This window comes from Pseudidiomarina tainanensis (genome assembly GCF_900115255.1).
Classification (GTDB): Bacteria; Pseudomonadota; Gammaproteobacteria; order Enterobacterales; family Alteromonadaceae; genus Pseudidiomarina; species Pseudidiomarina tainanensis.
Genome location: NZ_FOYU01000002.1, coordinates 307,184 through 332,532, shown reverse-complemented (window position 1 = coordinate 332,532; position 25,349 = coordinate 307,184). Strand labels below are relative to the sequence as shown.

The following is a 25,349-nucleotide window of genomic DNA, read 5'->3' as shown; positions in this document are numbered from 1 at the left end:
GCAAATCACTCATGCAAATTTGAATTGGTTTCGGCCACTCGCTTTCGCGGCATAAAGCGCCGCGTCAGCGTCGTTAAGCAAGTCATTTAGCGCGCGTCGGCTATGCGTACTCAAAATGCCGCCAAGGCTAACAGTCAGTTCAATACTGTTACCTTCGAAAAGAAATGGTTGCGCAGCAATACGTTCAACCAGACGCTGGCTTACCATTTCTGCTTGCTGACGATCAACATCTGCCAATGCCACGGCAAATTCTTCACCGCCAATACGCGCAGCAACGTCTCGCTCGCGCATGTGATTGCGGATAATGTCAGCAACGTGTCGTAAGCAAGCATCTCCTGCTGCGTGACCAAACTTGTCATTAATCGATTTGAAATGGTCGAGATCGATCATCAAGATACAGGACGGTTTTTCCAGTTGCTTATTTTGTGCGAGAAGTAGCGCACCTTGTTCAAAAAACGCACGCCGATTAAATAACTCCGTCAGTTCATCTAAATGCGCAATCTTTAGAAGCTGACGTTCATTATGGGAAAACGCGAGGACAGGAAACAGCAACGTTGTCATGGTCGTCATGATTAAGTGCGCCATGAGTAAAGAGGTTAATAAATTTTGATGCGTATCAATGTGCTGTAATGATGTGCCCGCCATCATTAACATCAACAAGCCATGCACCCCAAACAGACCCATTAATAAGTGTCGCATGACACGTGGTGTAGGTCGAATATGGCGAAGATAGTTGGCGGCAAATAGGTAAATCAAACCACAGATGATAGCGGTGATTGCTTGTGCAATCGATGCGAAAGCTTGAGCAACGACCAATACAACGGCGCTACCGGTTAACGTCAGAATGATACTCGTGGGCGCAATAGCTGTTTGTTGTCGGTATTGCCGCATGCCATGTAATGCGAGTAATGGCACGCTGATGATCAATAGATCGGCCACAAAAATGGTGAGCCAAGGTTGCTCAAGAGTGCCTCGTAGGGCAGTTAAAATGTTTGCCAACGCAAATAAGAAGCAAGCGAGCGCCCATGTCTTGAAGCTCTTTTGGGACGGGATGGCACGATGAATTGCGAGCAGTGTTGTTCCGAGTACACCATTTAAAATAATCGTCGTAATAATTAATGTCGGCAGATGAATGAACACATGCTTCTCTCGGGGTTAACAACAAACTGAACCCAGAATAGCCTGTTCGTCTGTTTCGCACAATCGAACTTACATTCACGCTCTGTTGAACGAACAGAGCGTGAATGTGAAGGTTTATTAAGACGCGATATCAAACCGGTCTGCATTCATGACTTTGACCCACGCTTTAACGAAGTCTTTCACAAATTTTTCCTGTGAATCGTCTTGAGCGTACAGCTCGGCATATGAGCGCAATATCGAGTTTGAACCAAACACCAAATCAACCCGCGATGCGGTATATTTTGTTTCATTGGTTTTGCGGTCTTTAATTGCGTAGCTGTTACGACCGGTTGGTTCCCACTTGTAACGCATATCCGTTAACGTGACGAAAAAGTCATTGGTTAAGCTACCAACCCGGTCAGTAAAGACCCCATGCTTGCTGTCACCATAGTTGGTGCCGAGCACTCGCATACCGCCCATAAGCACTGTCATTTCTGGCGCGGTTAGCCCCATTAACTGGGCGCGATCGAGCAATAACTCTTCTGGTTGCACGGTGTAGTTTTTCTTCAGCCAATTGCGGAAGCCGTCGTGAATTGGTTCAAGCGGCTCGAACGAGTCCACATCGGTTTGCTCGTCGGTGGCATCGCCACGACCAGGTGTAAACGGTACGTCAATGTTGAAACCGGCATTTTTCGCTGCCTGTTCAACAGCATAGTTACCACCAAGAACAATCACATCAGCAATGCTGGCGCCGGTCGCTTTGGCAATCGGTTCAAGCTTGCTGAGTACTTTCGCAAGACGTGCGGGCTCGTTGCCTTCCCAATCTTTCTGAGGCGCTAAACGAATGCGCGCACCGTTGGCACCGCCACGTAAATCGGAACCGCGGAACGTCCGTGCGCTATCCCACGCGGTAGCGGCAAGCTCAGCAATCGATAGCCCAGTTTCAGCAATTTTCGCTTTCACGACAGCAACGTCATAGTCTGTGTTGCCCGCAGGAATTGGGTCTTGCCAAAGTAATTCTTCATTTGGCACATCTGGGCCTAAATAGCGCGCCAATGGCCCCATGTCACGGTGAGTCAACTTGTACCAAGCACGTGCAAATACCTTTGAGAAATACTCTGGGTCGTTATAGAAACGCTCAGAAATCTTGCGATACTCTGGGTCCATCTTCATCGCCATATCGGCATCGGTCATAATTGGGTTATGGCGAATTGACGGGTCTTCAACATCAACCGGCTTGTCTTCCTCTTTGATGTTAATTGGTTCCCACTGCCAAGCACCCGCTGGGCTCTTTTTCAGTTCCCAGTCGTAAGTGAATAACAAGTAGAAATAACCGTTATCCCATTTGGTTGGGTGTGTCGTCCACGCGCCTTCAATGCCACTGGTGACAGTATCACGGCCAATGCCACGAGTTTTGGTGTTATTCCAACCTAAACCTTGTTCATAAACATCGGCGGCTTCTGGATCAGGACCTAAGTTTTCAGCTTTGCCGTTACCATGGCATTTACCCACGGTGTGACCGCCCGCAGTCAATGCGACTGTTTCTTCGTCATTCATGGCCATGCGCAAAAAGGTTTCACGCACGTCTTGTGCGGTGCGTAGCGGATCTGGATTGCCGTCAACACCTTCTGGGTTCACGTAAATTAAACCCATTTGCACTGCTGCAAGAGGGTTTTCTAATGTCTTGCTATCGTCTTTTTCGTAGCGGGTTTTACCTAGCCATTCGGTTTCTGAACCCCAGTAAATGTCTTTTTCCGGGTGCCAAATGTCTTCACGACCAAAGGCAAATCCATAAGCGGGCAAGCCCATTGATTCATAGGCCATCGTGCCGGCTAAAATGATTAAGTCAGCCCAGCTGATTTTGTTGCCGTATTTCTTTTTAATTGGCCATAACAAGCGACGTGCTTTATCGAGATTAACGTTGTCTGGCCACGAATTTAATGGCGCAAAACGTTGATTGCCGGTGCCACCGCCACCGCGACCGTCGGCAATACGGTACGAGCCCGCTGCGTGCCAAGCCATCCGAATCATTAAGCCACCGTAGTGTCCCCAATCTGCAGGCCACCACTCTTGGCTATCGGTCATCAGAGCTTTTAAATCATTTTTCAGTGCTTCCACGTCGAGCTGTTTCAACGCTTCAGAATATTTGAAATCAGGATCTAAAGGGTTTGTTTTGCGATCGTGCTGATGAAGAATGTCCAAATTGAGAGCATTTGGCCACCAGTCCATATTTGATTTGCCCGAAGCGGTGTTGCCGCCATGCATGACTGGGCATTTGCCTGCATTGTCACTCATAAAAACTCCTCGTTTCAATTCGTTAGCATCATCACGTCTCAATGATAATGACTCTACCCTACGCTTATAATGAGTCTAGTCAAAGTAAATAAAAACGACCAACGTAATAGCTTTTTTCGATGAAACTCGGTTTAATAGCCCAGTATTTCAAGAATAAGAGACAGTCTCATGACCTCATTACGCCAAGCCTATCAACAAGCTGCCCGCCATGCGCAGTGGTCAATCTTGCGCCACCCGCCAGAAACAGCAAATTGGTCTGCACCCAACATCACATCTTGTTCTGCATGAACAAGATGGCTATCAGCAATTGTGGGGGCTCAAAGGCCAGTTATTGGGCGATGCAGAGGTTGTGCTACCGTTACCGCGTGCGCGCATCAATCATCAGTGCATGTGCGAAATCAGCGTAGGTCGCCGCACCATGAAGCAACCTCCCGCATTTTGGCAGAACCACCTCAGCGCTTGTTTGTCGTATTAAAAATTCGCGATATGTGAAAAAGCATAACTGCTGACGCAAAAATGAAAAAGGATAATATTATTCCTTCAGCTAGAAGCCGATATAGCGACACTGGTTGATAGGATGTCATGCTTCGCAGCTCTTGAAAAATTATAGAAAAAGCTCCGAGGCCGACAGTCACCCCTAGGAGTATCTCGCCAAAGGTTCGCCAATAAACAAGACTTCCCTTAGTGTATGTACATGGTTTATTGAGAGTTTGTCTACTCATCTTCCGATAAAGGAAATACCCAAAGATTACTCCTAAGGCGAATAGCTTTGAAAGTTCATAGTAAGTAAACATAATAATCTGCCCTTTACTTACAGTTTTAGTTGATTTCCCACGCTTGCTTTCCGCCCTCGGAATTTGGTGAATGCCAAAACCCTTGTAACCAAGAAGTTGATAGATAATTAGTCGCGGCGATCAAGTCGTTAGTAGAAAAGCCGTTTTCTCCAAGCATCGGGTCAATGCAAACAATAAAGGACGAACAGTTCAGGGGAGAATCCGGGCATAAAACATAAGTAGAACAGCTGTTAGAATTTACGATAAGACTCGGGTCTGTGCATCCAAAAGGATCACCATTACAGTTTTCGCTTATATAGGAATCGTAATCAATCGGAGCATGACTCCGTGCGTATCGGAGCATTTCCTCGGCGGTCGCATCGCAGACTTCATCTAAAACGTTTGGGCCAAATGCACCAGATACGGCAGCTATGCCGCTGGAAACACTTTGAGATAAGTTGTACATCCTTAAACCTGCATTGACTAATGCTCCGCCAATGAATACAGATGTTACTTGACATCCGAGAGATATGCCTTCAATTTCATCTGCTTCGTCAGCGAATACTGGTCTTGAAAAGAGCAATGTAAACAGTAAACAACCGATTACTAGTTTCCGATTTGAGACTTCCATGTTAACTCCTTAAACTTAAATAAGTTAATCAAATACTAGTCTAGTGTTCTGGAAACTCAAGCTACTTATAGAATAGTGTGAGTTAATTATAATTAACTTACGACAACGAGCGTCATGCACTCAATCGGACACACTGGAATGCAGGCGGGTTCGTCGTAGAAGCCGACGCACTCGGTACATTTATTCACGTCCACAACATAGTGTTCTTTGCCCATGGCAATGGCATCATTCGGGCATTCAGGAACACACATATCGCAATTAATACAATCGCTATCAATGACTACAGGCATTGGTCACCTCCACGACAGGAATGGTTTGTTGCGTTTTCGTCTCACCAAGTTTTATCAACATACTGAACTGGGCATCATCATCCGTGAGCGCAATCGGTAGTTGCACATGAACCTGACGGCCGGCGCCAGCCGCGCGCAACAATGGTTCATTTTGTGCGTCGCGCATCTCGTCCAGCGTAAAGATCACATTTCCTGATGGCTTCATCAGAATGAGTGTGTCACCAACCGCAAAAGCATTTTTGACATCCACATAAGCGTTAGCGCCTTTAGTAGAAAGCACTTCACCTACCAACAGTTGTTCGCCAAGGCTATGGCTGGTGTCGTAGTTTTGTGTGTCGCTGGGCACATGACGGCGCAGAAAGCCTTCGGTAAAGCCGCGGTTCGCCATACCTTCGAGTTCTGTTAGCAAGCCTCGGTTGAAGGGTTTGCCAGCCACTGCGTCATCAATCGCTTGACGATAAATTTGCGCGGTACGGGCAACGTAATATGGCGATTTCGTGCGCCCTTCAATTTTTAACGAGTGCACGCCCATACGGGTGAGCGCCTCAACGTGTTCAATACCGCGTAAATCTTTGGAGTTCATGATGTAAGTGCCGTGCAAATCTTCGTCCATCAGCATGTATTCGCCAGGGCGCTGTGGTTCGGTGAGTAACACGGGCGTATCAATCGGATTGAACTGACCAACGGCGTCTTCGGCGGCATCATGAACCTGATACGGCCAGCGACACGAGTTCGTACATGCGCCTTGGTTCGGGTCACGTTTATTAAAGTAACCAGAGAGTAAGCAACGGCCGGAGTACGCCATACATAAGGCGCCGTGCACAAACACTTCAATTTCCATATCTGGACATTTTTCGCGGATCTCAGCGATTTCGCGAACTTCGAGTTCGCGTGACAAAATCACCCGTTCAATACCTTGTTGCTGCCAAAACTGCACCGCTGCCCAATTGACGGTGTTGGCTTGCACACTCAAATGCAGTGCCTGTTCGGGATGGTGCTGACGGAGCAACATGACAATGCCAGGATCAGAAACAATCAGAGCGTCCGGTTTTAATGCCACAACCGGTGCCATATCTTCCACAAACGAAACTAACTTCGCATTATGCGGCGCAATATTGACCACCACATAAAACTTTTTGCCGAGTGCGTGAGCCTCGTTAATACCTTGTTCCAAGCGCGGTAAATCGAATTCGTTGTTGCGCACGCGCAAGCTATAACGTGGTTGGCCGGCATAAACAGCATCGGCTCCATACGCAAATGCTAAGCGCATGGCTTTCAGGCTGCCGGCGGGGCTCAATAATTCAGGTCCAGATTGATGTGATGACATAACACCCTTGTGTAAACTGCAGTCGGTTGTGGTCGAAACGGACGTTAAAATTTTGGCTGGGTAGTTTATACCTCGCTAGCACCGGTTTTGTTGATCGTCGTCAAGGTTTGCGCAAATTGCTGCAGGCGCGCAGTACGACTATTTTCCGGCAACCACACATCAATTAAATGCGCTCGATCAGGGTCAGCCCAAGCCTGTGCAAAGGCGGCCGCAAAACTTTGCTGGTCGTGTGCGCGTAAGCTGTGAATCCCCATGGATTCCGCCAGTTGCGGAAATTGCCAATGTTGCAACGCCGTGGCTTTCAGGGTTGGTGCAAACGTAGCAATCATGTCCCACTTGTGATTGTTAAATAGCACGACAATTGGGCGGCAGCCATAACGTAAACTATGCGCAAGCTCCAATCCCGTCATTAAGAAAGCGCCATCACCAACCAACACCACCGGTCGACGCTGGCTGGTAACATACACCCCAAGAGCCGCCGGAATCGCGTAACCCATCGACGCATAATAAGCGGGTGCCAAAAACTTGGATGGCGAGGCTTGTAACGAGGCAAACAAGCAATCACCGACATCACTGATAATGGGGACAATTGCTCGCTGGCGGCTCAGTTGCTGATGAATTTCACGAACGACGGTATCCGCACCAAAGTGGTCTGGTTCCGGCTGCTTGATTGGGGTTAAATCGCGGTGCTCAAATAAGGGTAGTGGCTCACTTGCAAGACGTGTGCAAAATAACTTCAAGGGCTGCTCTGGGAAGTTAACTCGGTAAAAGTGCTGTGAACGAATGAGTCGCTGATGCGCGCTAAAATTACTGTCGGTATATATCACGCCCATTGCAAGTATCAAATCAGCATCATCGAGCAGTTGGTGCGCACGGGTATTACTGGCACCGCAAAACACACCCCCATAGCAACTATGTTCTGGATCCACGCTGGCGCGCCCCAACAACGTGGTCACCAGCGGAATATTGAACTGCTCTGCCAGTCTTTCTAAGGCCAACTGCGCACCACTACGACGCACGTTCACACCGCTCAAAATGACTGGACGTCGCGCCGTACTTAGCGCGCGGACTAACTGCTGATAGCCAATTTCATCAATCACTTTTGGGGTGGGGTGAGCGTTCACTTTCACTGGCGCAATTTTAAAATCGACCGCATCACGTGGCACTTCAATAAGTACTGGGCGCGATTGTTGTTGGCACTGGTGGATGACATGTTGCAGCTGCTCTGCCACCGTCGCTGGATTGTCGAGACGAACTTGCGCGCAGGTTATTTCACTAAATACGGTGCGCTGTGAATCGATGGTTTTCGCTTGGTGATGAATTTGTAAACCTGAGGCAATTTCTTTGGCACTCGGGTAGCCGGCGATAATGATCAGCGGTACATATTCTTCGTAGGCTTGTGCCACGGCATTGACACCATTCAGTGCACCGGCACCGTAGGTTAGAGCGATGGCGGCCGGTCGATTAGCACAACGCGCAGCAGCATCGGCAGCGTAGACTGCAGCTGGCTCATGCGTTAAATAATAAAACGGCAGGGCGTCGGGTTGGTCCTGTAATTGCTGCAGCAATGGCAGAATAAAATCCCCAGGAATGCCAAACAGTTCGTTCACGCCGCATTCGCGCAAGGACTGCGTTAGTAGCTTACCTAGTTGCATCACCAAACCTCCCAAACAAAATCAGCCCACAAGTGTGGGCTGATTCATGCGGCAAAGTTTTGATGTGTATCAATAAGCTTACTGGTCTTGGTTCACCATCCACACCGCTGCTTCAACACGCGAGCGTAAGCCTAATTTTTTCAATAAATGCTTCACGTGTACTTTCACAGTGCCATCAGAAATATCGAGTTCTCGGGCAATCACTTTGTTACTCATGCCCTTAGCGATTAACTCAAGAATTTCGCGTTCACGGTTGGTCAACCCGTCCAGTTTACTGGCGGTTGGCGCAGATGGACGGCGCAATGCTGTGGCCAGTACCTCTGTAATTGCTTCACTCAGCACCATTTTGCCTTCAATGGCGCGTTGGATTTGATCAAGCAATAGTTCTGGATCCATGTCTTTCAAGAGATAACCATCGGCACCGTTGGTAATGGCCGTGACAACATCTTCATCAGCATCTGAAACGGTGAGCATAACAATGCGCGAGGTCACGCCATTATCACGCATGCGCTTGAGTGTTTCCAAGCCATCCATACCCTGCATATTTAAATCCAGGATAATCAAATCAGGGTCTAGCTCTTCGGCTTTTACCAACGCGTCTGCGCCGTTGCTACACTCAGCGACAACCTCAAGGCCATCTTCAAGTGAAATGAGTTGTTTCAAACCCTTGCGTAGCAGTGGATGATCATCCACAAGCATGATGCTAGCGGGGGTGTCAGACATGACAAGCTCCTTGTTTGTGTCACTTTTTATTGCGTTTGGTCAGTATTCTAAAGTACGTATTGTTACACAATGTTGTGCCACAAAGTACAGATTAGCGCAAACTATCCCCTTAGAGGTAGTTTCAGTTGCCTCTTCTGCGTTGCCCGCTTATCACTCTCGCTGAATTGTTGTATTGCGTTGCATCACGCATAGTTCATAGCATGAAAAATACTAGGAGCTGCCCGTGAATACAGTGCGCACATCATCGACAATCGACAAGCCAACAGCAATCAATTTGATTGTTGGCATGACGTTGTGGATGAGTCTCAGTGTGCTCGTGGTGCAACTGTTTACGGTTGATGCTGGATTTGATTTTGCACAACTTTATCGGTTGCTGGCAATTTCTGGGTTCAGCGCAACAGTTTGCCATTTTGTCTTCTTCTGGCTGGGCGAGCGAGCCATGCAAGCGCGCTTCATTTACTTGAGCACCGCCGCCTTATTGCTGCCCGCCATCGCCATGATTTGGTTGCTTATGCATCCACCAATTTCATATACCGCGTTGCAATGGCTGGCTGCCGCCTGCGGTTTTGGCGGCGCGCAGTTCATTGCTTTTACCCGCAATGACAAAATTGACCAAACGGGTCTTGGTTGGACACTTGCCGTCAATGCCGGTATCGCCGGTGTCGGAATCGTCATTGCACAAGCGGCGTTACCGTTTCTTTCGAGTCTCAATTTATTTGGGGCGTCACCTTGGTTTACAGCGCACGGAAGCGGCGACATCGTAGGCGTTATTGCGCCAGGTGCGCCGCTTTATTTAGCGAATATCGGCTGGTTGATTATTGCTGCCATTGCACTCGCCACTATTACTTGGCAGGTTGCACGACATTCATTGGTAGAACAAGCGCCGCCACTTGGTACGCTGACGAATCGAACGCATTACCGGGCTATTTTGCGCAACAAACATACTTGGTTGATGACATTGTTTTATGTCATGGCATTTGGTTCGTTTATTGGTTTCACCATTACCTTTCCGTTGAGCTTGCAAACCTTCAGTGCCACTTATGCTCCGAGTGCTTTAACTTATGCCTGGATAGGCCCACTGCTTGGTGTGTTGGCGCGACCCTTTGGCGGCTGGCTAGCTGATTTGTTTGGCGGTGCCAAGGTCACGCTCTGGTGTGCGCTGGTGCTGGCGGTAAGTTGTATTGTCGCTGGCGCGATAACCTACCAAGCCAGCCAAAGCGCGATGCCAGAGCAGTGGTTTCTGGGTTACTTACTTGTATTTTTGATAATTTTTATTGCGACCGGCGCAGCCAGTAGCGCAATTTTTCGTAGTGTGAGTGTGGTCTTGCCGCTAGAGCAACTGCCACTGGCATTGCGTTGGCTCACGGCGGTGGCAACCGCAGGAGCCGCATATATTCCAGCGCTTTGGTACATCAACAGTACTCACGCCACCCCAGCTATTGCGTTGTTTGTGTTCGCGGCTTTCTATCTGTTGTGTGCAGTGCTCGTTAGCATCATGTATTTGCGCAACAACAGTGAGTTTTACAATCCGTAAACTTATGCCGGATATGGCTCGCTTTGCCGCTCTAAAATATATTGCGGGGTAAATTCAAAATACACACCAGTACCACCGACCTCGCGCCGCTGAATTGAGATTTTTCCACCTAAGTGACGACTCCGTTCCTGCATAATCGCTAGGCCGTAGTGGTTCAGTTTTTCTGCGTTTTCTGGGATACCAATGCCATTATCTTCAATACTCAAGTGAATTTTTTCCTGATTATCTTGCGATAACCGCACCACCACATCTGAACCCTGACTATGGTGAATGGTATTTTGACAGGCCTCACGAATAATCTGCAGCAGATGAATTTCCTCGTGGGGCACGAGCGGGGTGTTCTCTAACTGGTAGTCTAAGCGGAAGGCAATATCCGACTGTTCGCCAAACTGCTTCATGGTGGTTTGCAACGCATGCAGTAAACCAGCACCGTCGACTTTCAAACGGAACGTTGTTAATAACTCGCGTAACTGACGATATGCCGCATTTAAGCCCTCTTTCAACTCTTCAGCGACATCTTCAATCACTTCGCGGTTGTCTTTCTCAATGGCTTTGTTTAGTCGCGTGACCTGAATTTTCAAATAGGACAAAGCTTGCGCCAACGAGTCATGTAGCTCGCGCGCAATCACGGTGCGCTCTTGAATGAGCGCTAAACGGCGCACTTGCTCTTCTTCTTGCTTCAAGCTTAAGGCGACGGCAAGTTGGTCGGCAACAGACTGAATCAACTGTTGCTGCCAATCATTGAGTTGTTCCGACAGCGGACAACGGGCAACTAATACGCCATAGCTGTGATCTTCGCGTTCAATAGCAAAGCGATAAATCCGTTGATTATCTTGGATTGAAACGCCGGCACCAGCATTCACGCATTGGCTACAATCCACGCCCTCACAAGGGTCAAACGGTGCGCCAATCGGTTGAACTTGTAAGTATGGCTTATTACCCGCTTCGGTAATCAAACAGAGCTCAATATCATCCACTTCGGATGCGCGCTTCAAGCCGTTCACAATCTCCGTAAAATCGTGATAGCCAGGTGAATGCTCAATAATCATGCGCGCGGTGTCATATAAAAACTGTAGACGTATGTTTGATTTTTGAATGGCTTTGGTTTGTTCGTCGACGCGTTTTTCAAGATTGCCATACATAAAGCCAATGGCTTCATTCATTTTATTTAAGGTACCAGCGAGCACACCGAGCTCGTCTTTCATCGGATGCTTCACTCGCGCGGTGAAATCACCTTGACCAATACGCCGCGCCGCCTGCGTTAATACCTCAAGTGGGTAGCGCACCCGCGTGCGTAACCAATAGAAAATCACAAAGGCCAGACCAATACTGGCGAATAAGCTCAGTACTTGAATAGAGCGAATCGAACGAATTCGGGTTTCGGCATCTTGCTGAATAGCCGTCACAAACGCATTGATTTGATCAATTTGCGGCTCAATTTCAGTCATAAGTCGATTCGCTGGTATCTCGCCGCTGTCAACGCGCTGTTGAAAGTTTTGCCAGCTTTCCTGCGTGGCGCGATATAAGTCCGTTAGAGCACTTTGCTCATGTTGGAAGCGATTAAATACATTATGATTCCAGCTTTCGCTCAAAGCTTGCGCCACTGCTTCCGCTTTTTCGGGCGAGTGCATAATATGCCAGCTGTACTGATAGGCTTGGTAACGCAACGAACCGGCAACGTTAATCGCTAGCGCATCATGGTCGGCTTTTTCAGACAGCCAATACGAGGCTAATAGCGTTAAGATGGTTAAACCCACCATGGCGCTCAAAGCAATACCAATTCGAGTAACAATAGAGAACTTATTCATAACACCTGCGTTGTTGCGGTTTGCACTTGCGACTGTATAGTTTAACGCCAAACCTACTAATGTGCGAATACGGAGTTGGGCATGGAACATGAGTTTTGGCATGAGCGGTGGCAGAAGCGCGAAATCGGCTTTCACCGTCACGATGTACATCCATTGTTAACGGCAAACATCCACCAAGTGGCAACGCCTGGCACGACGGTATTTCTCCCGTTGTGCGGGAAGTCGCTGGATATGCACTGGTTACTTGAGCAAGGTTATCGGGTGATTGGTATTGAGCTCAGTGAGATGGCGATCAAAGAGTTTTTTGCGGAGCACAACATACCCTACCAAGCCGAAAAAGAAGGCCCTTTGGTTGCTTATCGGGCGGAGGGCTTGTGCATTTATCAAGGTGATTTTTTCGAGCTAACCGAAGCTCATTTGCATGCGATATCGGCATGGTATGATCGTGCCGCTATGGTCGCCTTGCCACCAACCATGCGCGCTAAGTACGCGGCCCATCTGCAAGAGATTTTGCCCGCTACAGCAAAAGGCCTGTTAGTGATGGTTGAATATCCCGATGGTTATTGGAAGGGCCCGCCGTTTGCGGTTTCTACCGACGAAATAATGGCAAGCTATAAGGCGAGTTATGCGATTGAAATATTGCCATTGCTACCGGGATTTACACTAGGCGGCGATGCCAATGTCACTGAGCGTGGTTATATTTTGTCGCCGAAGGCTGTCGATTAGAGCAGGCAAAAAAAAGCCCGAGACGGTTGGGAGGCCTCGGGCTAACATCACCGTGGAATTACCACGGACAACAACACAAGTTGTTACTTCACAGTGACCGGTTTTGCGTCCACTTCAGCTTCTTGCTGTTTGCCGAACAGGCCAATGACAACCTGATAAGCCACTGCAAGACCACCGATGATAAACACCACGTCACCGACAGTACGAATCCAACGTAAGCTCTCAAGCAATGGCTGTTGCATGAACTCTTCGCTACGTGCGTACCACAAGCCTTCAGATGCCGATGCAAAGAACTGGATGAAGCCAATAGGCAACAAACTAGTGAACAGCATCATGCACAGACCAATGTTCATCCACCAGAAGGCGGTTTTCATGATCTTATCGTTGAATGCGAAGTTCGGACGAATGTAGCGCAAGATAAGTAGTACGAAGCCAATTGCTAAGAAACCGTACACCCCAAACAATGCTGCGTGAGCGTGAGTTGGCGTAGTGTTCAAGCCTTGGATGTAATACAGCGCAATCGGTGGGTTAATCATGAAGCCCAATACGCCAGCACCCAAGAAGTTCCAGAACGCAACCGCAACGAAGCACATCAGAGGCCACTTAATGCGTTGCATCCAATCAGCACGTTTCTGTAAGCTCCAGTTTTCCCAAGCTTCGTAACCAAGTACAACCAATGGTACAACTTCAAGCGCTGAGAAAGTCGCGCCGACAGCCATAATTGGAGTTGTTGTACCTGAGAAGTACAAGTGGTGGAAAGTACCTGGTACGCCACCTAACATGAACAATGATGCTGAAGCCAATGAAGCGGCAGTAGCCATACGACGTGACACTAAGCCCATGCTATGGAAGATGAATGCTAACGCTGCGGTTGCAAATACTTCGAAGAAGCCTTCTACCCACAGGTGAACAATCCACCAGCGCCAGTATTCCATGATTGAAATGTGAGTACGCTCGCCGTAGAAGAAACCAGCGCCGTAGAACAAGCCAATCGCAACCACTGAAGCAGTTAATAGCGCCAGTAAGTTTTTGTCACCAGGCTGTTTGAAGGCGCCGACAACACCACGCAACATTAAACCTAACCAGAACACGATACCGGTGAACTTACCAATCTGCCAGAGACGGCCTAAGTCGACGTACTCATAGCCTTGGTGACCCAACCAGAAGTTAAGGTTTTCAGGCATGATTTGCGCGATAGCTAAGTAGTTACCGATGAATGAACCAGCGACAACCACAACCAATGCCCAGAACAAGATATCGACACCGAGTTTTTGGTATTTCGGATCTTTGCCACCGTTGATAATCGGAGCAAGGAACAAACCTGCAGCCAAAAAGCCAGTTGCAATCCAGAATAGTGCGGCCTGAATGTGCCAGGTACGTACCAGTGAGTATGGGAACCACTGCGATACGTTGATGCCATAGAACTCTTGGCCTTCAACGGTATAGTGGGCGGTGAAACCACCGAGGAAAATTTGCACAATAAACAGCGCCATGACCAAGAACAGGTATTTACCCAGTGCTTTTTGTGACGGTGTTAAGTTAACCAAGCTAATTGGATCTTTTTTCGGTGCTTCAGGCTCTTCTTCGTCATGGTCACGCAAGAACGCCCAAGCCCAAATCAAGCCACCAACACCGGCGATCAATAAGATAATTGAAACCAAAGACCAAATGATATTTTCTGCACTTGGTTTGTTATCAATTAACGGCTCGTGTGGCCAGTTGTTGGTATAAGTGACGTCACTATCAGGACGCTCGGTTGCCGCTGCCCACGCAGTCCAGAAGAAAAACTGAGTCATTACTTCGCGACGCTCTGCGCTTGGTAATGTGTTTTCTTTCATGGCATAGCTTTCACGGGTACTACGCAGTGACAAGTCATCGCTGAACAAACGGCTGTAGTATTCAGCGGTTTGTGCAATGGCTTCAGCTCGCACCGCATCAACGGTCAGCGTATCGGTTGCCGCATTGTATTGTGGGTTACGATAGGTTTGTTTCAACTCAAACTGCAGCGCGTTCTGTTGTGCCGCAGTTAAGCTTTCATAGCTTTGACCATATTGGTTTTGCGCAGATATTTCTAACCAGGCTAACAATTCGCGGTGCAACCAGTCAGCTGTCCAGTCCGGTGCTTGATAGGCGCCATGACCCCAAATTGAGCCCAATTGCATACCACCGACCGACTGCCAAGCAGTTTGACCATCAAGGATCGTCTCTTCCGTCATCAGTACTTGACCCGATTCGGTCACCACTTGATCCGGAATAGGCGGAGCGACACGGTAAACTTCTTTACCGAAATAACCGAGGACACCAAAGGTAATTGCCAAAATGGCAATCAGTATCCACCATAATTTTTTATAACCGGCCATGTGGCACCTCCGGCTGTTGATGTTGTTGCATTGTTGATTCTCCCTTTAATCACGTTTGCGCTGTGTTACGAATGGGTTGCGCACACGTCGATTGTCTAGCAAGCCCCGTGCCAAGTTTTATCTCACTGAAATAGCACGGTTATTCAAATCTACTGGGTTAAATCAACCCAATTCGTCAGCGGTCATTTCAACCGCGTCGGTAGAAATTACCCGCGTATAGAATGGCAAAGCCTTCGTCCATTAGAAATTGAGCTAAAGAGGTAAATTAAAGGAATGTTTGGGGTATACCCATTGGAGGTAGTTTTTATTGATCTGGATCAAAGCAGCATTGTGCGCCGAGACTATGCTGAAACACAATATATAGTTATTTAATAATAGCCTTACACAATATATAGGTATTTCATGTTGCGATACAGTGCTGAACAGGTGGTATTTCAGGAGGTTCCTGGAGAGGTTTCCCTTGCCTATACCATCACCGGCTGTCCAGTGGGATGCAAAGGGTGCCACAGCGTCGACAGTTGGCCAGTAGGTAGTGGCGAGGCGCTCACTACCGACTACTTCGCGGCGCGTTTGGCACAGTATCGCAACCTGATTACCTGCGTTTTGTTTCTCGGCGGTGAATGGCAGCCAGAAGCATTGATTGAATTGCTTAAATTAAGCCGAGATGCCGGTCTCAAAACTTGTTTATACACCGGTTATGACGATGTGTCGCTGGCGCTTAAACAACAATTGACCTACCTCAAAACGGGGCCGTGGATTGCTGAGCTAGGTGGTTTAGATAGCCCCACCACCAACCAGAAGTTTTATGACTTACGCAATCAACAACTACTGAATTGCCGGTTTATCACGACGTAACCGGATACATCAATAAAAACATGGAGAAGAACAATGCTGCGCTTACACCCAGAACAAGTTGACGCGAAAATGGATTTCATCAAGCAGTATTTGGCTGCCCAAAATGCTGCGGATGGTTCAAAAATGGATGCCAATGCGAACGTTACCCAGAAAAATATTGCGACCCTTGAAGCGGAATTGATGAAGGACTTTTTCGTGCAAGTAAACCGCAAACAAGTGAGCTCGAAAATTGGTGAGTTGTTCGGCGCTGATCTCGCCCAAGAATATATTCGTCAAATTGAAGATCACGAAATTTACGTCCATGACGAAACCAGTTTGAAGCCGTACTGTGTGTCGGTCACCATGTATCCGTTTTTACGCGATGGTTTGACGAAGCTAGGCGGAGAATCAAAAGCTCCGAAGCATCTCGAAAGCTTCTGCGGTACCTTTGTCAATTTCGTTTTTGCGGTGAGTTCACAGTTTGCTGGCGCCGTTGCGACGGTTGAATTTTTGGCGTACTTCGACCATTTTGCGCGCCGCGACTACGGGGATAATTACCTAGAAACTCACCGTCACGAAATCGAAAATCACCTACAACATGTGGTTTACGCGTTGAACCAGCCGGCGGCGGCACGCGGTTATCAAAGTGTATTCTGGAATATTTCTGTGTACGACCAACACTACTTTGACAGTATGTTCGGTGACTTCGTGTTCCCTGATTTTAGCAAAAGCAGTTGGGAATCTGTCAGCAAACTGCAAGACTTCTTCTTGCATTGGTTTAACGAAGAGCGCAAGAAAACGATTCTGACGTTCCCTGTGGTGACCGTGGCCATGTTAACTGACAATGGCCAATGCAAAGACCAACAATTTGCCCGTCATATTGCACATGAGCTTGCCGACGGTAACTCGTTCTTTGTCTACTTATCGCCAAACGCTGACTCTCTTGCTTCATGCTGCCGTTTGCGCAGTGAGATTGCCGACAACACTTTTAGCTATACCCTGGGGGCAGGCGGCGTTGCCACTGGCTCGATTAATGTAATTACCATCAATATGAACCGCTTAGTGCAAGACGGCCGTGACCTCAATACCGAAATTGAAAAAATTCATAAATACCAAGTGGCGTACCGTCGCATCATGGAAGAGTACAAAGCTGCAGGCTTGCTCACCGTATATGACGCGGGCTTTATCTCGCTGGACAAACAGTTCTTAACCATTGGCATCAATGGCATGGTCGAAGCGGCCGAGTCACAAGGTTTAGTGGCCAGTAATAACCGCGAATACATTGAATTCGTGCAGCGTCATTTGAAAGTGATTTACGATGCCAACAAACGGGCGAAGCAAGAATACGGTTACATGTTCAACACCGAGTTTGTCCCAGCTGAGAATCTTGGCGTGAAAAATGCGAAGTGGGACCGTGAAGACGGCTACTTTGTCCCGCGTGATTGCTACAACTCCTACTTCTATGTGGTGGAAGATGAGCAAACCAATTCACTGGATAAATTCGTGATGCACGGCAATGAGTTGATTGAGTTCTTAGATGGTGGCTCTGCGCTACACTTGAACCTCGATGAAAAACTAACGGAAGACGGTTATTTATCGATGCTCAATATTGCCGCTACCACCGGTTGCAACTACTTCTGCATCAACGTCAAAATTACCATCTGTAATGAGTGCGAGCACATCGACAAACGGACGTTATGTGAGTGTTCATCATGTGGCTCAGAAGATGTGGATTACGGTACTCGCGTGATCGGTTATTTGAAGCGAGTATCCTCATTTAGCCAAGGGCGTCGTAAAGAACATCAAGTGCGTCATTATCACCGTAAACAGCAGGACACCAGTATTGCTGGGGCGCGTGCGCACGCAAATGCGCTGAAGCAAGCCAGTTAGGCTTGCTTCAAATCAACGCTCAAATAAGCGCTACGTTACACCACTTTGGAGTAACGTGGCGCGGTTGCAGCATCATCCAAGTACGCATCAAAACAGGCACAGATACTACGCACCCATAAGCGACCTAATGGGGTCACGGTCAAGCGCTGGTCGTTTAATTCAACCAAACTATCTTCTACGAATGGTGCCAATTTTCGCTTCGCATCGGCGAAGTAAGACCAAAAATCGTCGATCTTCCATTCTTTTGCGAATGCCTCAATGTCGAGATCAAAATGGCAAATAACTTGTGAAATTAACGCCGCGCGTAAGCGGTCATCGTCGTTTAACTCAAATCCTTTCACAATCGGCAACGTGCCGCTATCAATTGCCTTGTAATACGACGGTAGCTCTTTCACGTTTTGCCACAGCACCCCATCAATTTGACTGATGGACGAAGCACCGATACCCAGCAAGGCATCTTGTCCAGACGTGGTGTAGCCCTGGAAGTTACGTTGTAATTCGCCACGTTGTTGCGCTTGCGCCAGGGTATCGTCCGTTTTGGCGAAGTGGTCCATGCCAATGAACTGATAGCCCGCTGCGGTAAATTTGGTGATACCTAACTGCAGTAATTCCAGCTTAATAGGAGCCGTTGGCAAACTTGATTCGTCTATTTTACGCTGCCCAGCAAAGCGCGATGGCAAATGCGCGTAGCTGAACAGTGACACGCGGTCGGGATTAAGTTCAATCACTTGGTCAATCGATGCCGCGAAGGTTTCAGGACGCTGATACGGCAGGCCATAGATTAAATCCAGATTAATTGAACGGAAGCCAAGCTCCTTGCTCAGTGCCACTTGGTGTTTGATCATGTCGGTGTCTTGCACGCGGTTAATGGCAATTTGCACTTTCGTATCAAAATCTTGTACGCCATAACTCACGCGGTCGAAACCTAGTTGGCGCAAATGCCGCAGCTTGTCGTCGCTACAACTGCGCGGATCAATCTCAATGGACCATTCCGCATTGTCGGTAAAGCGAAAGTGCTCATGCAATAAGTCCATCAAGCGTGACAGTTGGGTTTCGCTTAAGAATGTTGGCGTACCGCCGCCCATATGTACCGACTCAAACTTACGGTGACCCAACAAAGCGCTGTACATCGCCATTTCTTTCGCTAGGTAGTCCAAATAAATGTCGGCTTTATGCTGGTGGCGGGTGATGACTTTGTTGCAACCACAGTAATAGCAAAGCTTTATACAGAACGGTAAATGAATATATAAACTCAACTCATCAGGGGCGTTAGCAAGCGTGCGCTCCATGGTGCTCAACGGGAATTGATTATGCAGCGCCAAGGCCGTTGGATACGACGTATAACGTGGTCCGTTGATATTGTATTTGTCGATGAGCTCTTGGCTCCAAACAATTTGGTTTGCGTGGTTAGTCATGCGAACACCCCGTGGGGAAACCCCTTACTGATGAATATCTGAGCGCAGTTTATATGATGCGGATCAAAAATTTGATACATCTGAAGGGGTATAAGGACCGCTAATTGTCGCGGCAGTTAGCGCAATTCGGGCTTTGCTAAAATCAGGCTAGCGGTTTCTTGGGTGGCTCGATATAGCGTGCTCGGCAGACGCCCCTCGAGCTCAATTGTATCGAGTAAATTTTTCACCGATAAGCCGAGTTCAGTGTCGCCTTTGATAAGTAATTTGCGCCGGAAAAACAGGGTGTCAGGGTCCACTTGACCACTCATCAGCAATACCAGCGAGGCGCTATTTCCGCGCATCGTAACAGCTGCTTGTTGCGGTTTTACCGTTACTTTCAGACGCATGGTGTGCGGGCTCGCGATGGCGGTGACATAAAATACTAAGCTGAGATCAGGAACTTCAATTTGTACCCATTGACCCACTAAAAATTGGAGTTTTTGGTGTTGTAACTCTGGCTTTAATACGTGGTTCAAAATTGCCCCAAGCACTTGTTCTGACAAGGGTTTGGGTACAATGTGCAGAGCGCTATTCAAACCTCTCATTAGCTGCTGCCAGTGATCTACTACTTTTGGGATAACCATAAGTTGCCGTCCATTAATGTCCCGGAAAATTTTCATCGGATTATAATACTCATTACGAATGCATGTTTATCGACGGGATCAATAATTATGGAACTTCTGTGTCCGGCTGGCAGCATGCCAGCTTTAAAAGCGGCGATTGAGCACGGCGCCGATGCGGTGTATGTCGGCCTCAAAGACGAAACCAATGCGCGGCACTTTGCTGGGTTAAACCTTGATCAAGCGGGGTTAACCGAAGCGGCGCGATATGTACACCAGCACGGTAAGAAGCTTCATGTTGCGATTAATACGTTCGCGCATGCGGATACTTTTGAAAATTGGCGTCGAGCTGTGGATATGGCCGTTAAAGCTGGCGCCGATGTTTTGATTCTCGCCGATATGGCGGTCTTGGCGTATGCCGCCGATCGCTACCCGAAAGTTGAGTTGCATTTATCGGTGCAAGCTTCCGCTACCAACGCCGCCGCTATAGAGTTTTATAAACAGTTTGGTGTCAGCCGAGTGGTATTGCCGCGCGTGCTGTCGATGAACCAAGTGCGAGCAATTGCGCGCACCACCGATATCGAGCTTGAAGTTTTCGCATTTGGCAGCTTATGCATTATGGCTGAAGGGCGTTGTTATTTAAGTTCGTACATGACGGGCGAATCGCCTAACACTGCTGGTGCTTGCTCACCGGCGAAGTACGTGCGTTGGGATGAAGCGGACGATGGCACGTTAGAGTCACGCCTGAATAATATTTTGATTGACCGTTTTGCGCCAAACGAAACCGCGGGTTATCCAACGCTATGTAAAGGCCGGTTCAAAGTAGGTGATGATACTTACCATGCCTTAGAAGAGCCAACCAGTCTGAACACGCTAAGTCTACTACCTGAGTTATATAAAGAGGGTATTGCGTCACTGAAAATCGAAGGGCGTCAACGTAGCCCTGCATATGTTGCACAAATCACCCAAGTTTGGCGTCAAGCCATTGATGCCGTGATGGCAAATCCAGAGCAGTTTGCCGTGCAAGAGCAATGGGATCATGTTTTAGCTGGGCTATCAGAAGGGAGCCAAACGACCCTCGGTGCCTACCACCGAAAATGGAAATAACGATGAAATTTTCTCTTGGAGCAATTCAATATTTTTGGCCCAAACAAGTGGTCGAAAATTTTTATCAACAGGCCGCAGACTCATCTGTGGATATCGTTTACCTTGGCGAAACCGTTTGTAGCAAACGACGTGAGCTGAAGTTTGAAGATTACATGGCAATAGCGCATATGTTGCGCGAAGCGGGTAAGCAGGTTTGCCTGTCAACCATGACGTTACTCGAGGCGCCGTCGGAATTACGTGAGCTACGCAAGTACTGCGACAACGGTGAATTCTTGGTGGAAGCGAATGATGTTGGCGCCATTCCCTATCTACAAGAACACAAAGTACCCTTCGTTGCGGGAGCCGCCATTAACTGCTACAACCAACATACATTACGCAAATTAATGAGCCTAGGCATGAGCCGCTGGGTGATGCCCGTTGAGTTGTCGCGCGAGTGGTTGGCAAAACTATTGGAGCAGCCCATGGTGCACGATGTGCGCGACTGCTTTGAAGTGGAAGTCTTTGCGTTAGGGCACATGCCGCTGGCGTGGTCCGGACGCTGTTTTACCGCGCGCTCTGAAAATCGCCCCAAAGATCAATGCGAACTGGTTTGCATCAACTATCCAGAAGGGCGTCCGGTCACCAGTCAAGAAGGCCAACAGGTGTTTGTGCTGAATGGTATTCAAACGCAATCAGGCAGCCGTTATAACTTGGTCAACCAACTCCCGAATATGGATGGCTTGGTGGATGTTGTGCGGTTAAGTCCGCAGTTAGTTGGAACTTTTGACTGGCTCGAGAAATTTCGCGCTAACGTGGCAGGTGGTGCACCACAGCGGTTGGATAAAAATGATAGCAATGGTTATTGGTTAGCGCTGGCAGGACTTGTGCAACAGCTCGATTAATATTCGCTTAACGCTCGATCAAATAGGGAGAGCTCATGTTACAAATTACCGATTTACAGGTTGAACAAAAAATGTGGCCGTTATTGCGCCAAGCTTTTCGTCCCATGTTCTTGCTGGGCGCTAGCTTCAGTGCCATCGCGATGTTGTTGTGGATACTGGTACTCAGTGGTCAAGTGTCGTTGCCGGTATACGGGCAAGTGATGTTTTGGCATGCCCATGAAATGATCTTTGGCTTCGTCGCAGCAATTATTGTGGGCTTCCTACTCACCGCTGTCCAAAACTGGACGGGGTTACGCGCCACCCATGGTCGGGCTCTGGGTATTTTAACCGTGGTGTGGTTAAGCGGTCGCTTGTTCATGTTATTTGGTGCGGGATTACCAACTTGGTTAGTTGCCGCGGTGGACTTATCGTTTTTACCGTTGGCAGCGATTTTATTGGCGGTCCCACTTATTCGAGTCAAACAACAGCGTAACCTATTCTTTGTTCCGGTGTTGTTCTTGCTCACATTCTGTAATGCATTGATGCACTATGGCTTGGTGAGTGGACGTTTCGATATACAGCAATTGGGAAGTCAAAATGCAGTTTGGTTGGTCACGTTATTGATGGCGATTGTGGGTGGTCGAGTACTGCCGATGTTCACCGCCAACGGCACCATGACCCAAAAAGCGCAACCGATTGAGTGGCTGGATCGTATAGGGCTCGGCAGCTTGTGGCTGATTTTTATCCTGAATATTACTTTGTTCAGCGCGCAGCTACCGAATGGTGTCATGGCAGCTTTATACGGAATTAGCGCCGTTGCCTTAGGTATTCGCTGTTTGCGCTGGCGCATTTGGATCACGCTACGGGTGCCACTGCTGTGGTCCTTGCACGTCGCTTATTGGTTTATTCCGGTTGGCCTTGCATTGTTTGCTTTGCGTGAGTTGGGTATCACCAGCATCACCAACTCGATCGCCTTGCACGCATTAACAGCCGGCGCTATGGGCAATATGATTTTGGCCATGATTGCACGCGTATCCTTGGGTCATAGTGGTCGCCCACTCCAGCCTAAAGCCATCATGTCGTTGGCATTCCTCTTGGTTATTTCAGCGGCACTTTCCCGTGTGGTACTGACTTGGTTGGTCCCTGATTTAGCGATGTCATGGTTGGTATTTGCGGCGGCAACGTGGATTATTGCCTATACGATTTATGTGGTGGTGTATCTGCCCATTCTTATCACGCCGCGGCCTGATGGGCGCCCGGGTTAATCGGCATCGATTGTATCGGCGGGTGCGGATTCAGGACGTAGCCAGAGCCAAAACGCGATAGTCGCCATAATGCCAATGATGGCAAACTTTAGCGCCAACGGTGCTGGGCTGAAGCTCAGCATAATGGCGCTACCGCCCATCATCACCGAGGCGATCACTTTGGGTTGACGTTTCACTACGCCGTGCTTACGCCAAGCGATTATCTGCGGACCGTATTTGGGGTGAGAAAGCAATTTTTGCTCAAGGACCGGCCAGCCTTTACCACCCGCCCATGCAGCGACTAATAAAAACGGTACCGTTGGCATAATCGGCAACAATAAGCCGATTAACCCAAGCAGTAACGCCAAAATTGCTATCGTGCGCCACAGCAGTATGCGCAAAATGACCTTCATAGAATACCGAATCCGTAATTGCTTAAACCAAATGTGAGCACTATTGCTATTTAAGCCCCAAGCGGCTGGCAAGCTTATGCAAGTTGCTCGGATCAAGGTCTAGTATACGGGCAGCTTGTGTCCATTTATAGTCAGTATGCTCGAGAGCTTGTTGAATGAGTTCTCGTTGCACCGTTTGTACCGCATTTTTCAAGTTTAATGCACCAGCATCTAATGAGCCTGATGTTTTCGGTAATGGCAGCTCATGCGCGCCTACTGCTGGCACCACAGCAGTGGGTAAATCCAGTAATTGCGCATCAATGCTGACAATGTCATCGCGGCGAGCGCCCAAGCTTAACGCTTTAATGGCGGCGCGGCTGATAGTGTGCTCCAGTTCGCGCACATTACCTGGCCAGTCATAGCGTTGCAGTGCTTGCTCGGCGGCTGGTGATAGGCGTAATGCCCGAACACCCAGGCGAGCGCGGTTGAGCTCAAGAAAATGTCCCGCCAGCACGGCGATGTCATCGTGGCGTTCACGCAGTGGTGGAATCGGCAGCGGATAAACCGACAAACGGTGATATAAATCTGCGCGGAAGTCGCCAGACTTGATTTGTTGTTTCAAATCGCGATTCGTCGCTGCCACAATTCGAACATTCACTTTATGTGAACTATCGCTACCCAAGCGCTGAATTTCACCATTTTGTAAAACGCGCAACAACTTGGCTTGAATCGCTAGCGGTAACTCACCGACTTCGTCTAAAAAGATCGTACCACCATCGGCACTATCGAAACGTCCGGCACGTTCCCCGGTCGCACCTGAATAGGCTCCGCGGGTATGCCCAAACAGCTCACTTTCAGCTAAGGTTTCTGGTAACGCCGCGCAGTTTACATAAACCAACGGCTTGTGGTTGCGTGGTGATAAACGATGGAGTTGGCGCGCAAAAAGCTCTTTACCGACACCCGTTTCACCCAGTAACAGTACCGGTAAATCAGAACCAGCAACCACTTCTAATTCTTGTAACACGGTCATCAATGCCGCACTGCGGCCAATAATTTCTTGGCCATCGTTGCTGTTACTGGTAAGTGAGTATTCACTATCGCGGCGATTGTTACGCAAGGCCCGAATATTTTGCTCAATCAGCCCCATACGAATGGCCGCTTCTACCAGTAAGCTGGCGCGTTGCAAGGCTTGCATGGTGTTATTATCGAACGTGCCTGGGGTAAGCGCATCCAGTGTCAGGACGCCCCAACATTTACCTTCAATATACAAGCTAATACCCATGCAATCGTGCACTGCAAGGTGCCCATCTGGGCTGTCTTCAATTAATCCATCATACGGATCAGGCAAGCTACTGTCTGGCTCAAACCGAACCGTTTCACGACTACTTAAAATGCGTTCGAGGCGCGGGTGTTGGGGGACTAAAAATCGCCGACCTAGCGCTTCGCGGGCGAGCCCGATACTTGCAATAGGACGCAACATATCTTGGTCATGTTTGAGTATCACCACAGCGCCACAGTTGAAGTGGGTGCGCAGTGTTTTGACAACTTTTTCGAGCCGAATGACCGCTGGTAAATCGGTCACTAAGTCGGCAATTAACGTTTCCAATAAAGAGACATCATGCATGGTAAAAACAACCCTTTTAGGCCGGAATGACCCGAACTTTATTGGGTTTAATTTACCATTGCGGATAAAAACTCGATATAAATCAAAGTGGGTAGTTTTGGCACCAAAATTGCACCAGTTAAGGGGTAAATACTATGAATGAC

The 25,349-nt window shown here is 48.4% G+C and carries 20 protein-coding genes and 1 pseudogene; 8 read left to right on the top strand and 13 right to left on the bottom strand.

Features of this window, described 5'->3' with window-relative positions; all coding sequences use genetic code 11:
- Positions 1–9 precede the first annotated feature (9 nt).
- A complete protein-coding gene (locus tag BM292_RS08405) occupies positions 10–1,140 on the bottom strand; it encodes a GGDEF domain-containing protein (RefSeq protein WP_092857527.1) in 1,131 nt (376 codons plus the stop codon).
- 117 nt (positions 1,141–1,257) lie between these two features.
- Entirely contained in the window at positions 1,258–3,414 is a 2,157-nt protein-coding gene (katG, locus tag BM292_RS08400; protein WP_092857525.1) for a catalase/peroxidase HPI, read from the bottom strand.
- A 208-nt stretch (positions 3,415–3,622) separates the two neighbouring features.
- Between katG and BM292_RS08395 the strand changes: the two genes are divergently transcribed.
- Positions 3,623–3,889, top strand: a complete 267-nt coding sequence (locus tag BM292_RS08395; RefSeq protein ID WP_092857523.1) for a hypothetical protein — start codon at positions 3,623–3,625, stop codon at positions 3,887–3,889.
- Positions 3,890–4,233: 344 nt separating this feature from the next.
- On the opposite strand, the gene BM292_RS08390 is transcribed toward BM292_RS08395, so the two are convergent.
- The 5 genes and pseudogenes from BM292_RS08390 to narL all read right to left on the bottom strand — a co-directional run bounded on the left by BM292_RS08390 (position 4,234) and on the right by narL (position 8,813).
- Positions 4,234–4,818 (bottom strand): hypothetical protein, encoded by a 585-nt coding sequence (locus BM292_RS08390; protein WP_092857521.1) that lies wholly within the window; start codon positions 4,816–4,818, stop codon positions 4,234–4,236.
- A 113-nt stretch (positions 4,819–4,931) separates the two neighbouring features.
- Positions 4,932–5,108, bottom strand: a pseudogene (locus tag BM292_RS08385) (YfhL family 4Fe-4S dicluster ferredoxin); the annotation flags it as partial.
- Positions 5,092–6,435, bottom strand: coding sequence for a prephenate-dependent tRNA uridine(34) hydroxylase TrhP (trhP, locus tag BM292_RS08380; RefSeq protein ID WP_092857517.1), 1,344 nt, complete (start codon positions 6,433–6,435; stop codon positions 5,092–5,094). The gene trhP and the pseudogene BM292_RS08385, both read right to left, overlap by 17 nt.
- A 65-nt stretch (positions 6,436–6,500) precedes the next feature.
- Positions 6,501–8,090: a thiamine pyrophosphate-binding protein gene (locus BM292_RS08375; protein WP_092857515.1), complete on the bottom strand. Its 1,590-nt coding sequence runs from the start codon at positions 8,088–8,090 to the stop codon at positions 6,501–6,503.
- Positions 8,091–8,168: 78 nt separating this feature from the next.
- A complete protein-coding gene (gene narL, locus BM292_RS08370; protein WP_092857513.1) occupies positions 8,169–8,813 on the bottom strand; it encodes a two-component system response regulator NarL in 645 nt (214 codons plus the stop codon).
- Between the two features lie 223 nt (positions 8,814–9,036).
- Here narL and BM292_RS08365 point away from each other — a divergent pair, with 223 nt between their 5' ends.
- Positions 9,037–10,347, top strand: coding sequence for an MFS transporter (locus BM292_RS08365; RefSeq protein ID WP_092857511.1), 1,311 nt, complete (start codon positions 9,037–9,039; stop codon positions 10,345–10,347).
- A gap of 2 nt (positions 10,348–10,349) precedes the next feature.
- Here BM292_RS08365 and BM292_RS08360 read toward each other — a convergent pair whose 3' ends face one another.
- Positions 10,350–12,155, bottom strand: coding sequence for an ATP-binding protein (locus tag BM292_RS08360; protein WP_092857509.1), 1,806 nt, complete (start codon positions 12,153–12,155; stop codon positions 10,350–10,352).
- An 81-nt stretch (positions 12,156–12,236) separates the two neighbouring features.
- On the opposite strand from BM292_RS08360, the gene tmpT reads away from it, so the two are divergent.
- On the top strand, positions 12,237–12,881 hold the full coding sequence (tmpT, locus tag BM292_RS08355) for a thiopurine S-methyltransferase (RefSeq protein ID WP_092857507.1): 645 nt from the start codon (positions 12,237–12,239) through the stop codon (positions 12,879–12,881).
- A gap of 83 nt (positions 12,882–12,964) precedes the next feature.
- Here the strand turns inward: tmpT and BM292_RS08350 are convergent, their stop codons facing one another.
- Positions 12,965–15,241: a nitric-oxide reductase large subunit gene (locus BM292_RS08350; protein WP_092857505.1), complete on the bottom strand. Its 2,277-nt coding sequence runs from the start codon at positions 15,239–15,241 to the stop codon at positions 12,965–12,967.
- Between the two features lie 402 nt (positions 15,242–15,643).
- Here BM292_RS08350 and nrdG point away from each other — a divergent pair, with 402 nt between their 5' ends.
- Entirely contained in the window at positions 15,644–16,096 is a 453-nt protein-coding gene (nrdG, locus tag BM292_RS08345; RefSeq protein ID WP_092857503.1) for an anaerobic ribonucleoside-triphosphate reductase activating protein, read from the top strand.
- Between the two features lie 33 nt (positions 16,097–16,129).
- Positions 16,130–17,965, top strand: coding sequence for an anaerobic ribonucleoside-triphosphate reductase (gene nrdD, locus BM292_RS08340; protein WP_092857501.1), 1,836 nt, complete (start codon positions 16,130–16,132; stop codon positions 17,963–17,965).
- A gap of 35 nt (positions 17,966–18,000) precedes the next feature.
- On the opposite strand, the gene hemN is transcribed toward nrdD, so the two are convergent.
- Entirely contained in the window at positions 18,001–19,380 is a 1,380-nt protein-coding gene (gene hemN, locus BM292_RS08335; protein WP_092857499.1) for an oxygen-independent coproporphyrinogen III oxidase, read from the bottom strand.
- A 116-nt stretch (positions 19,381–19,496) separates the two neighbouring features.
- Complete coding sequence (ubiT, locus tag BM292_RS08330; protein ID WP_165383921.1) at positions 19,497–19,964, bottom strand: ubiquinone anaerobic biosynthesis accessory factor UbiT; 468 nt, start codon at positions 19,962–19,964, stop codon at positions 19,497–19,499.
- A 126-nt stretch (positions 19,965–20,090) separates the two neighbouring features.
- Between ubiT and ubiU the strand changes: the two genes are divergently transcribed.
- The 3 genes from ubiU to BM292_RS08315 are packed head-to-tail and all read left to right on the top strand — an operon-like array spanning position 20,091 to position 23,211.
- Positions 20,091–21,086: a ubiquinone anaerobic biosynthesis protein UbiU gene (ubiU, locus tag BM292_RS08325; protein ID WP_092857495.1), complete on the top strand. Its 996-nt coding sequence runs from the start codon at positions 20,091–20,093 to the stop codon at positions 21,084–21,086.
- A gap of 2 nt (positions 21,087–21,088) precedes the next feature.
- The gene (locus tag BM292_RS08320; RefSeq protein WP_092857493.1) at positions 21,089–21,967 is read left to right on the top strand and encodes a U32 family peptidase; all 879 of its coding nucleotides are present in this window, start codon (positions 21,089–21,091) and stop codon (positions 21,965–21,967) included.
- Between the two features lie 35 nt (positions 21,968–22,002).
- Positions 22,003–23,211 carry an NnrS family protein gene (locus BM292_RS08315; protein ID WP_092857491.1) on the top strand — a complete coding sequence of 403 codons (1,209 nt, stop codon included), beginning with the start codon at positions 22,003–22,005 and terminating at the stop codon, positions 23,209–23,211.
- On the opposite strand, the gene BM292_RS08310 is transcribed toward BM292_RS08315, so the two are convergent.
- Both BM292_RS08310 and norR read right to left on the bottom strand, forming a co-directional pair.
- The gene (locus tag BM292_RS08310; RefSeq protein WP_092857489.1) at positions 23,208–23,603 is read right to left on the bottom strand and encodes a YbaN family protein; all 396 of its coding nucleotides are present in this window, start codon (positions 23,601–23,603) and stop codon (positions 23,208–23,210) included. The two genes, BM292_RS08315 and BM292_RS08310, sit on opposite strands and share 4 nt — an antisense overlap.
- A 46-nt stretch (positions 23,604–23,649) precedes the next feature.
- Positions 23,650–25,206, bottom strand: a complete 1,557-nt coding sequence (gene norR / locus BM292_RS08305; RefSeq protein ID WP_092857487.1) for a nitric oxide reductase transcriptional regulator NorR — start codon at positions 25,204–25,206, stop codon at positions 23,650–23,652.
- Between the last annotated feature and the right edge of the window lie 143 nt (positions 25,207–25,349).

Excerpts from the sequence above, each read along its gene's own strand:
- BM292_RS08390 (WP_092857521.1), bottom strand. The coding sequence starts at position 4,818 with ATGGAAGTCTCAAATCGGAAACTAGTAATCGGTTGTTTACTGTTTACA.
- BM292_RS08360 (WP_092857509.1), bottom strand. The coding sequence starts at position 12,155 with ATGAATAAGTTCTCTATTGTTACTCGAATTGGTATTGCTTTGAGCGCC.
- BM292_RS08375 (WP_092857515.1), bottom strand. The coding sequence starts at position 8,090 with ATGCAACTAGGTAAGCTACTAACGCAGTCCTTGCGCGAATGCGGCGTG.
- ubiT (WP_165383921.1), bottom strand. The coding sequence starts at position 19,964 with ATGAGAGGTTTGAATAGCGCTCTGCACATTGTACCCAAACCCTTGTCA.
- trhP (WP_092857517.1), bottom strand. The coding sequence starts at position 6,435 with ATGTCATCACATCAATCTGGACCTGAATTATTGAGCCCCGCCGGCAGC.
- ubiU (WP_092857495.1), top strand. The coding sequence starts at position 20,091 with ATGGAACTTCTGTGTCCGGCTGGCAGCATGCCAGCTTTAAAAGCGGCG.
- BM292_RS08320 (WP_092857493.1), top strand. The coding sequence starts at position 21,089 with ATGAAATTTTCTCTTGGAGCAATTCAATATTTTTGGCCCAAACAAGTG.
- hemN (WP_092857499.1), bottom strand. The coding sequence starts at position 19,380 with ATGACTAACCACGCAAACCAAATTGTTTGGAGCCAAGAGCTCATCGAC.
- katG (WP_092857525.1), bottom strand. The coding sequence starts at position 3,414 with ATGAGTGACAATGCAGGCAAATGCCCAGTCATGCATGGCGGCAACACC.
- norR (WP_092857487.1), bottom strand. The coding sequence starts at position 25,206 with ATGCATGATGTCTCTTTATTGGAAACGTTAATTGCCGACTTAGTGACC.
- nrdD (WP_092857501.1), top strand. The coding sequence starts at position 16,130 with ATGCTGCGCTTACACCCAGAACAAGTTGACGCGAAAATGGATTTCATC.
- nrdG (WP_092857503.1), top strand. The coding sequence starts at position 15,644 with ATGTTGCGATACAGTGCTGAACAGGTGGTATTTCAGGAGGTTCCTGGA.
- BM292_RS08395 (WP_092857523.1), top strand. The coding sequence starts at position 3,623 with ATGCGCAGTGGTCAATCTTGCGCCACCCGCCAGAAACAGCAAATTGGT.
- BM292_RS08310 (WP_092857489.1), bottom strand. The coding sequence starts at position 23,603 with ATGAAGGTCATTTTGCGCATACTGCTGTGGCGCACGATAGCAATTTTG.
- BM292_RS08315 (WP_092857491.1), top strand. The coding sequence starts at position 22,003 with ATGTTACAAATTACCGATTTACAGGTTGAACAAAAAATGTGGCCGTTA.
- tmpT (WP_092857507.1), top strand. The coding sequence starts at position 12,237 with ATGGAACATGAGTTTTGGCATGAGCGGTGGCAGAAGCGCGAAATCGGC.
- BM292_RS08350 (WP_092857505.1), bottom strand. The coding sequence starts at position 15,241 with ATGGCCGGTTATAAAAAATTATGGTGGATACTGATTGCCATTTTGGCA.
- narL (WP_092857513.1), bottom strand. The coding sequence starts at position 8,813 with ATGTCTGACACCCCCGCTAGCATCATGCTTGTGGATGATCATCCACTG.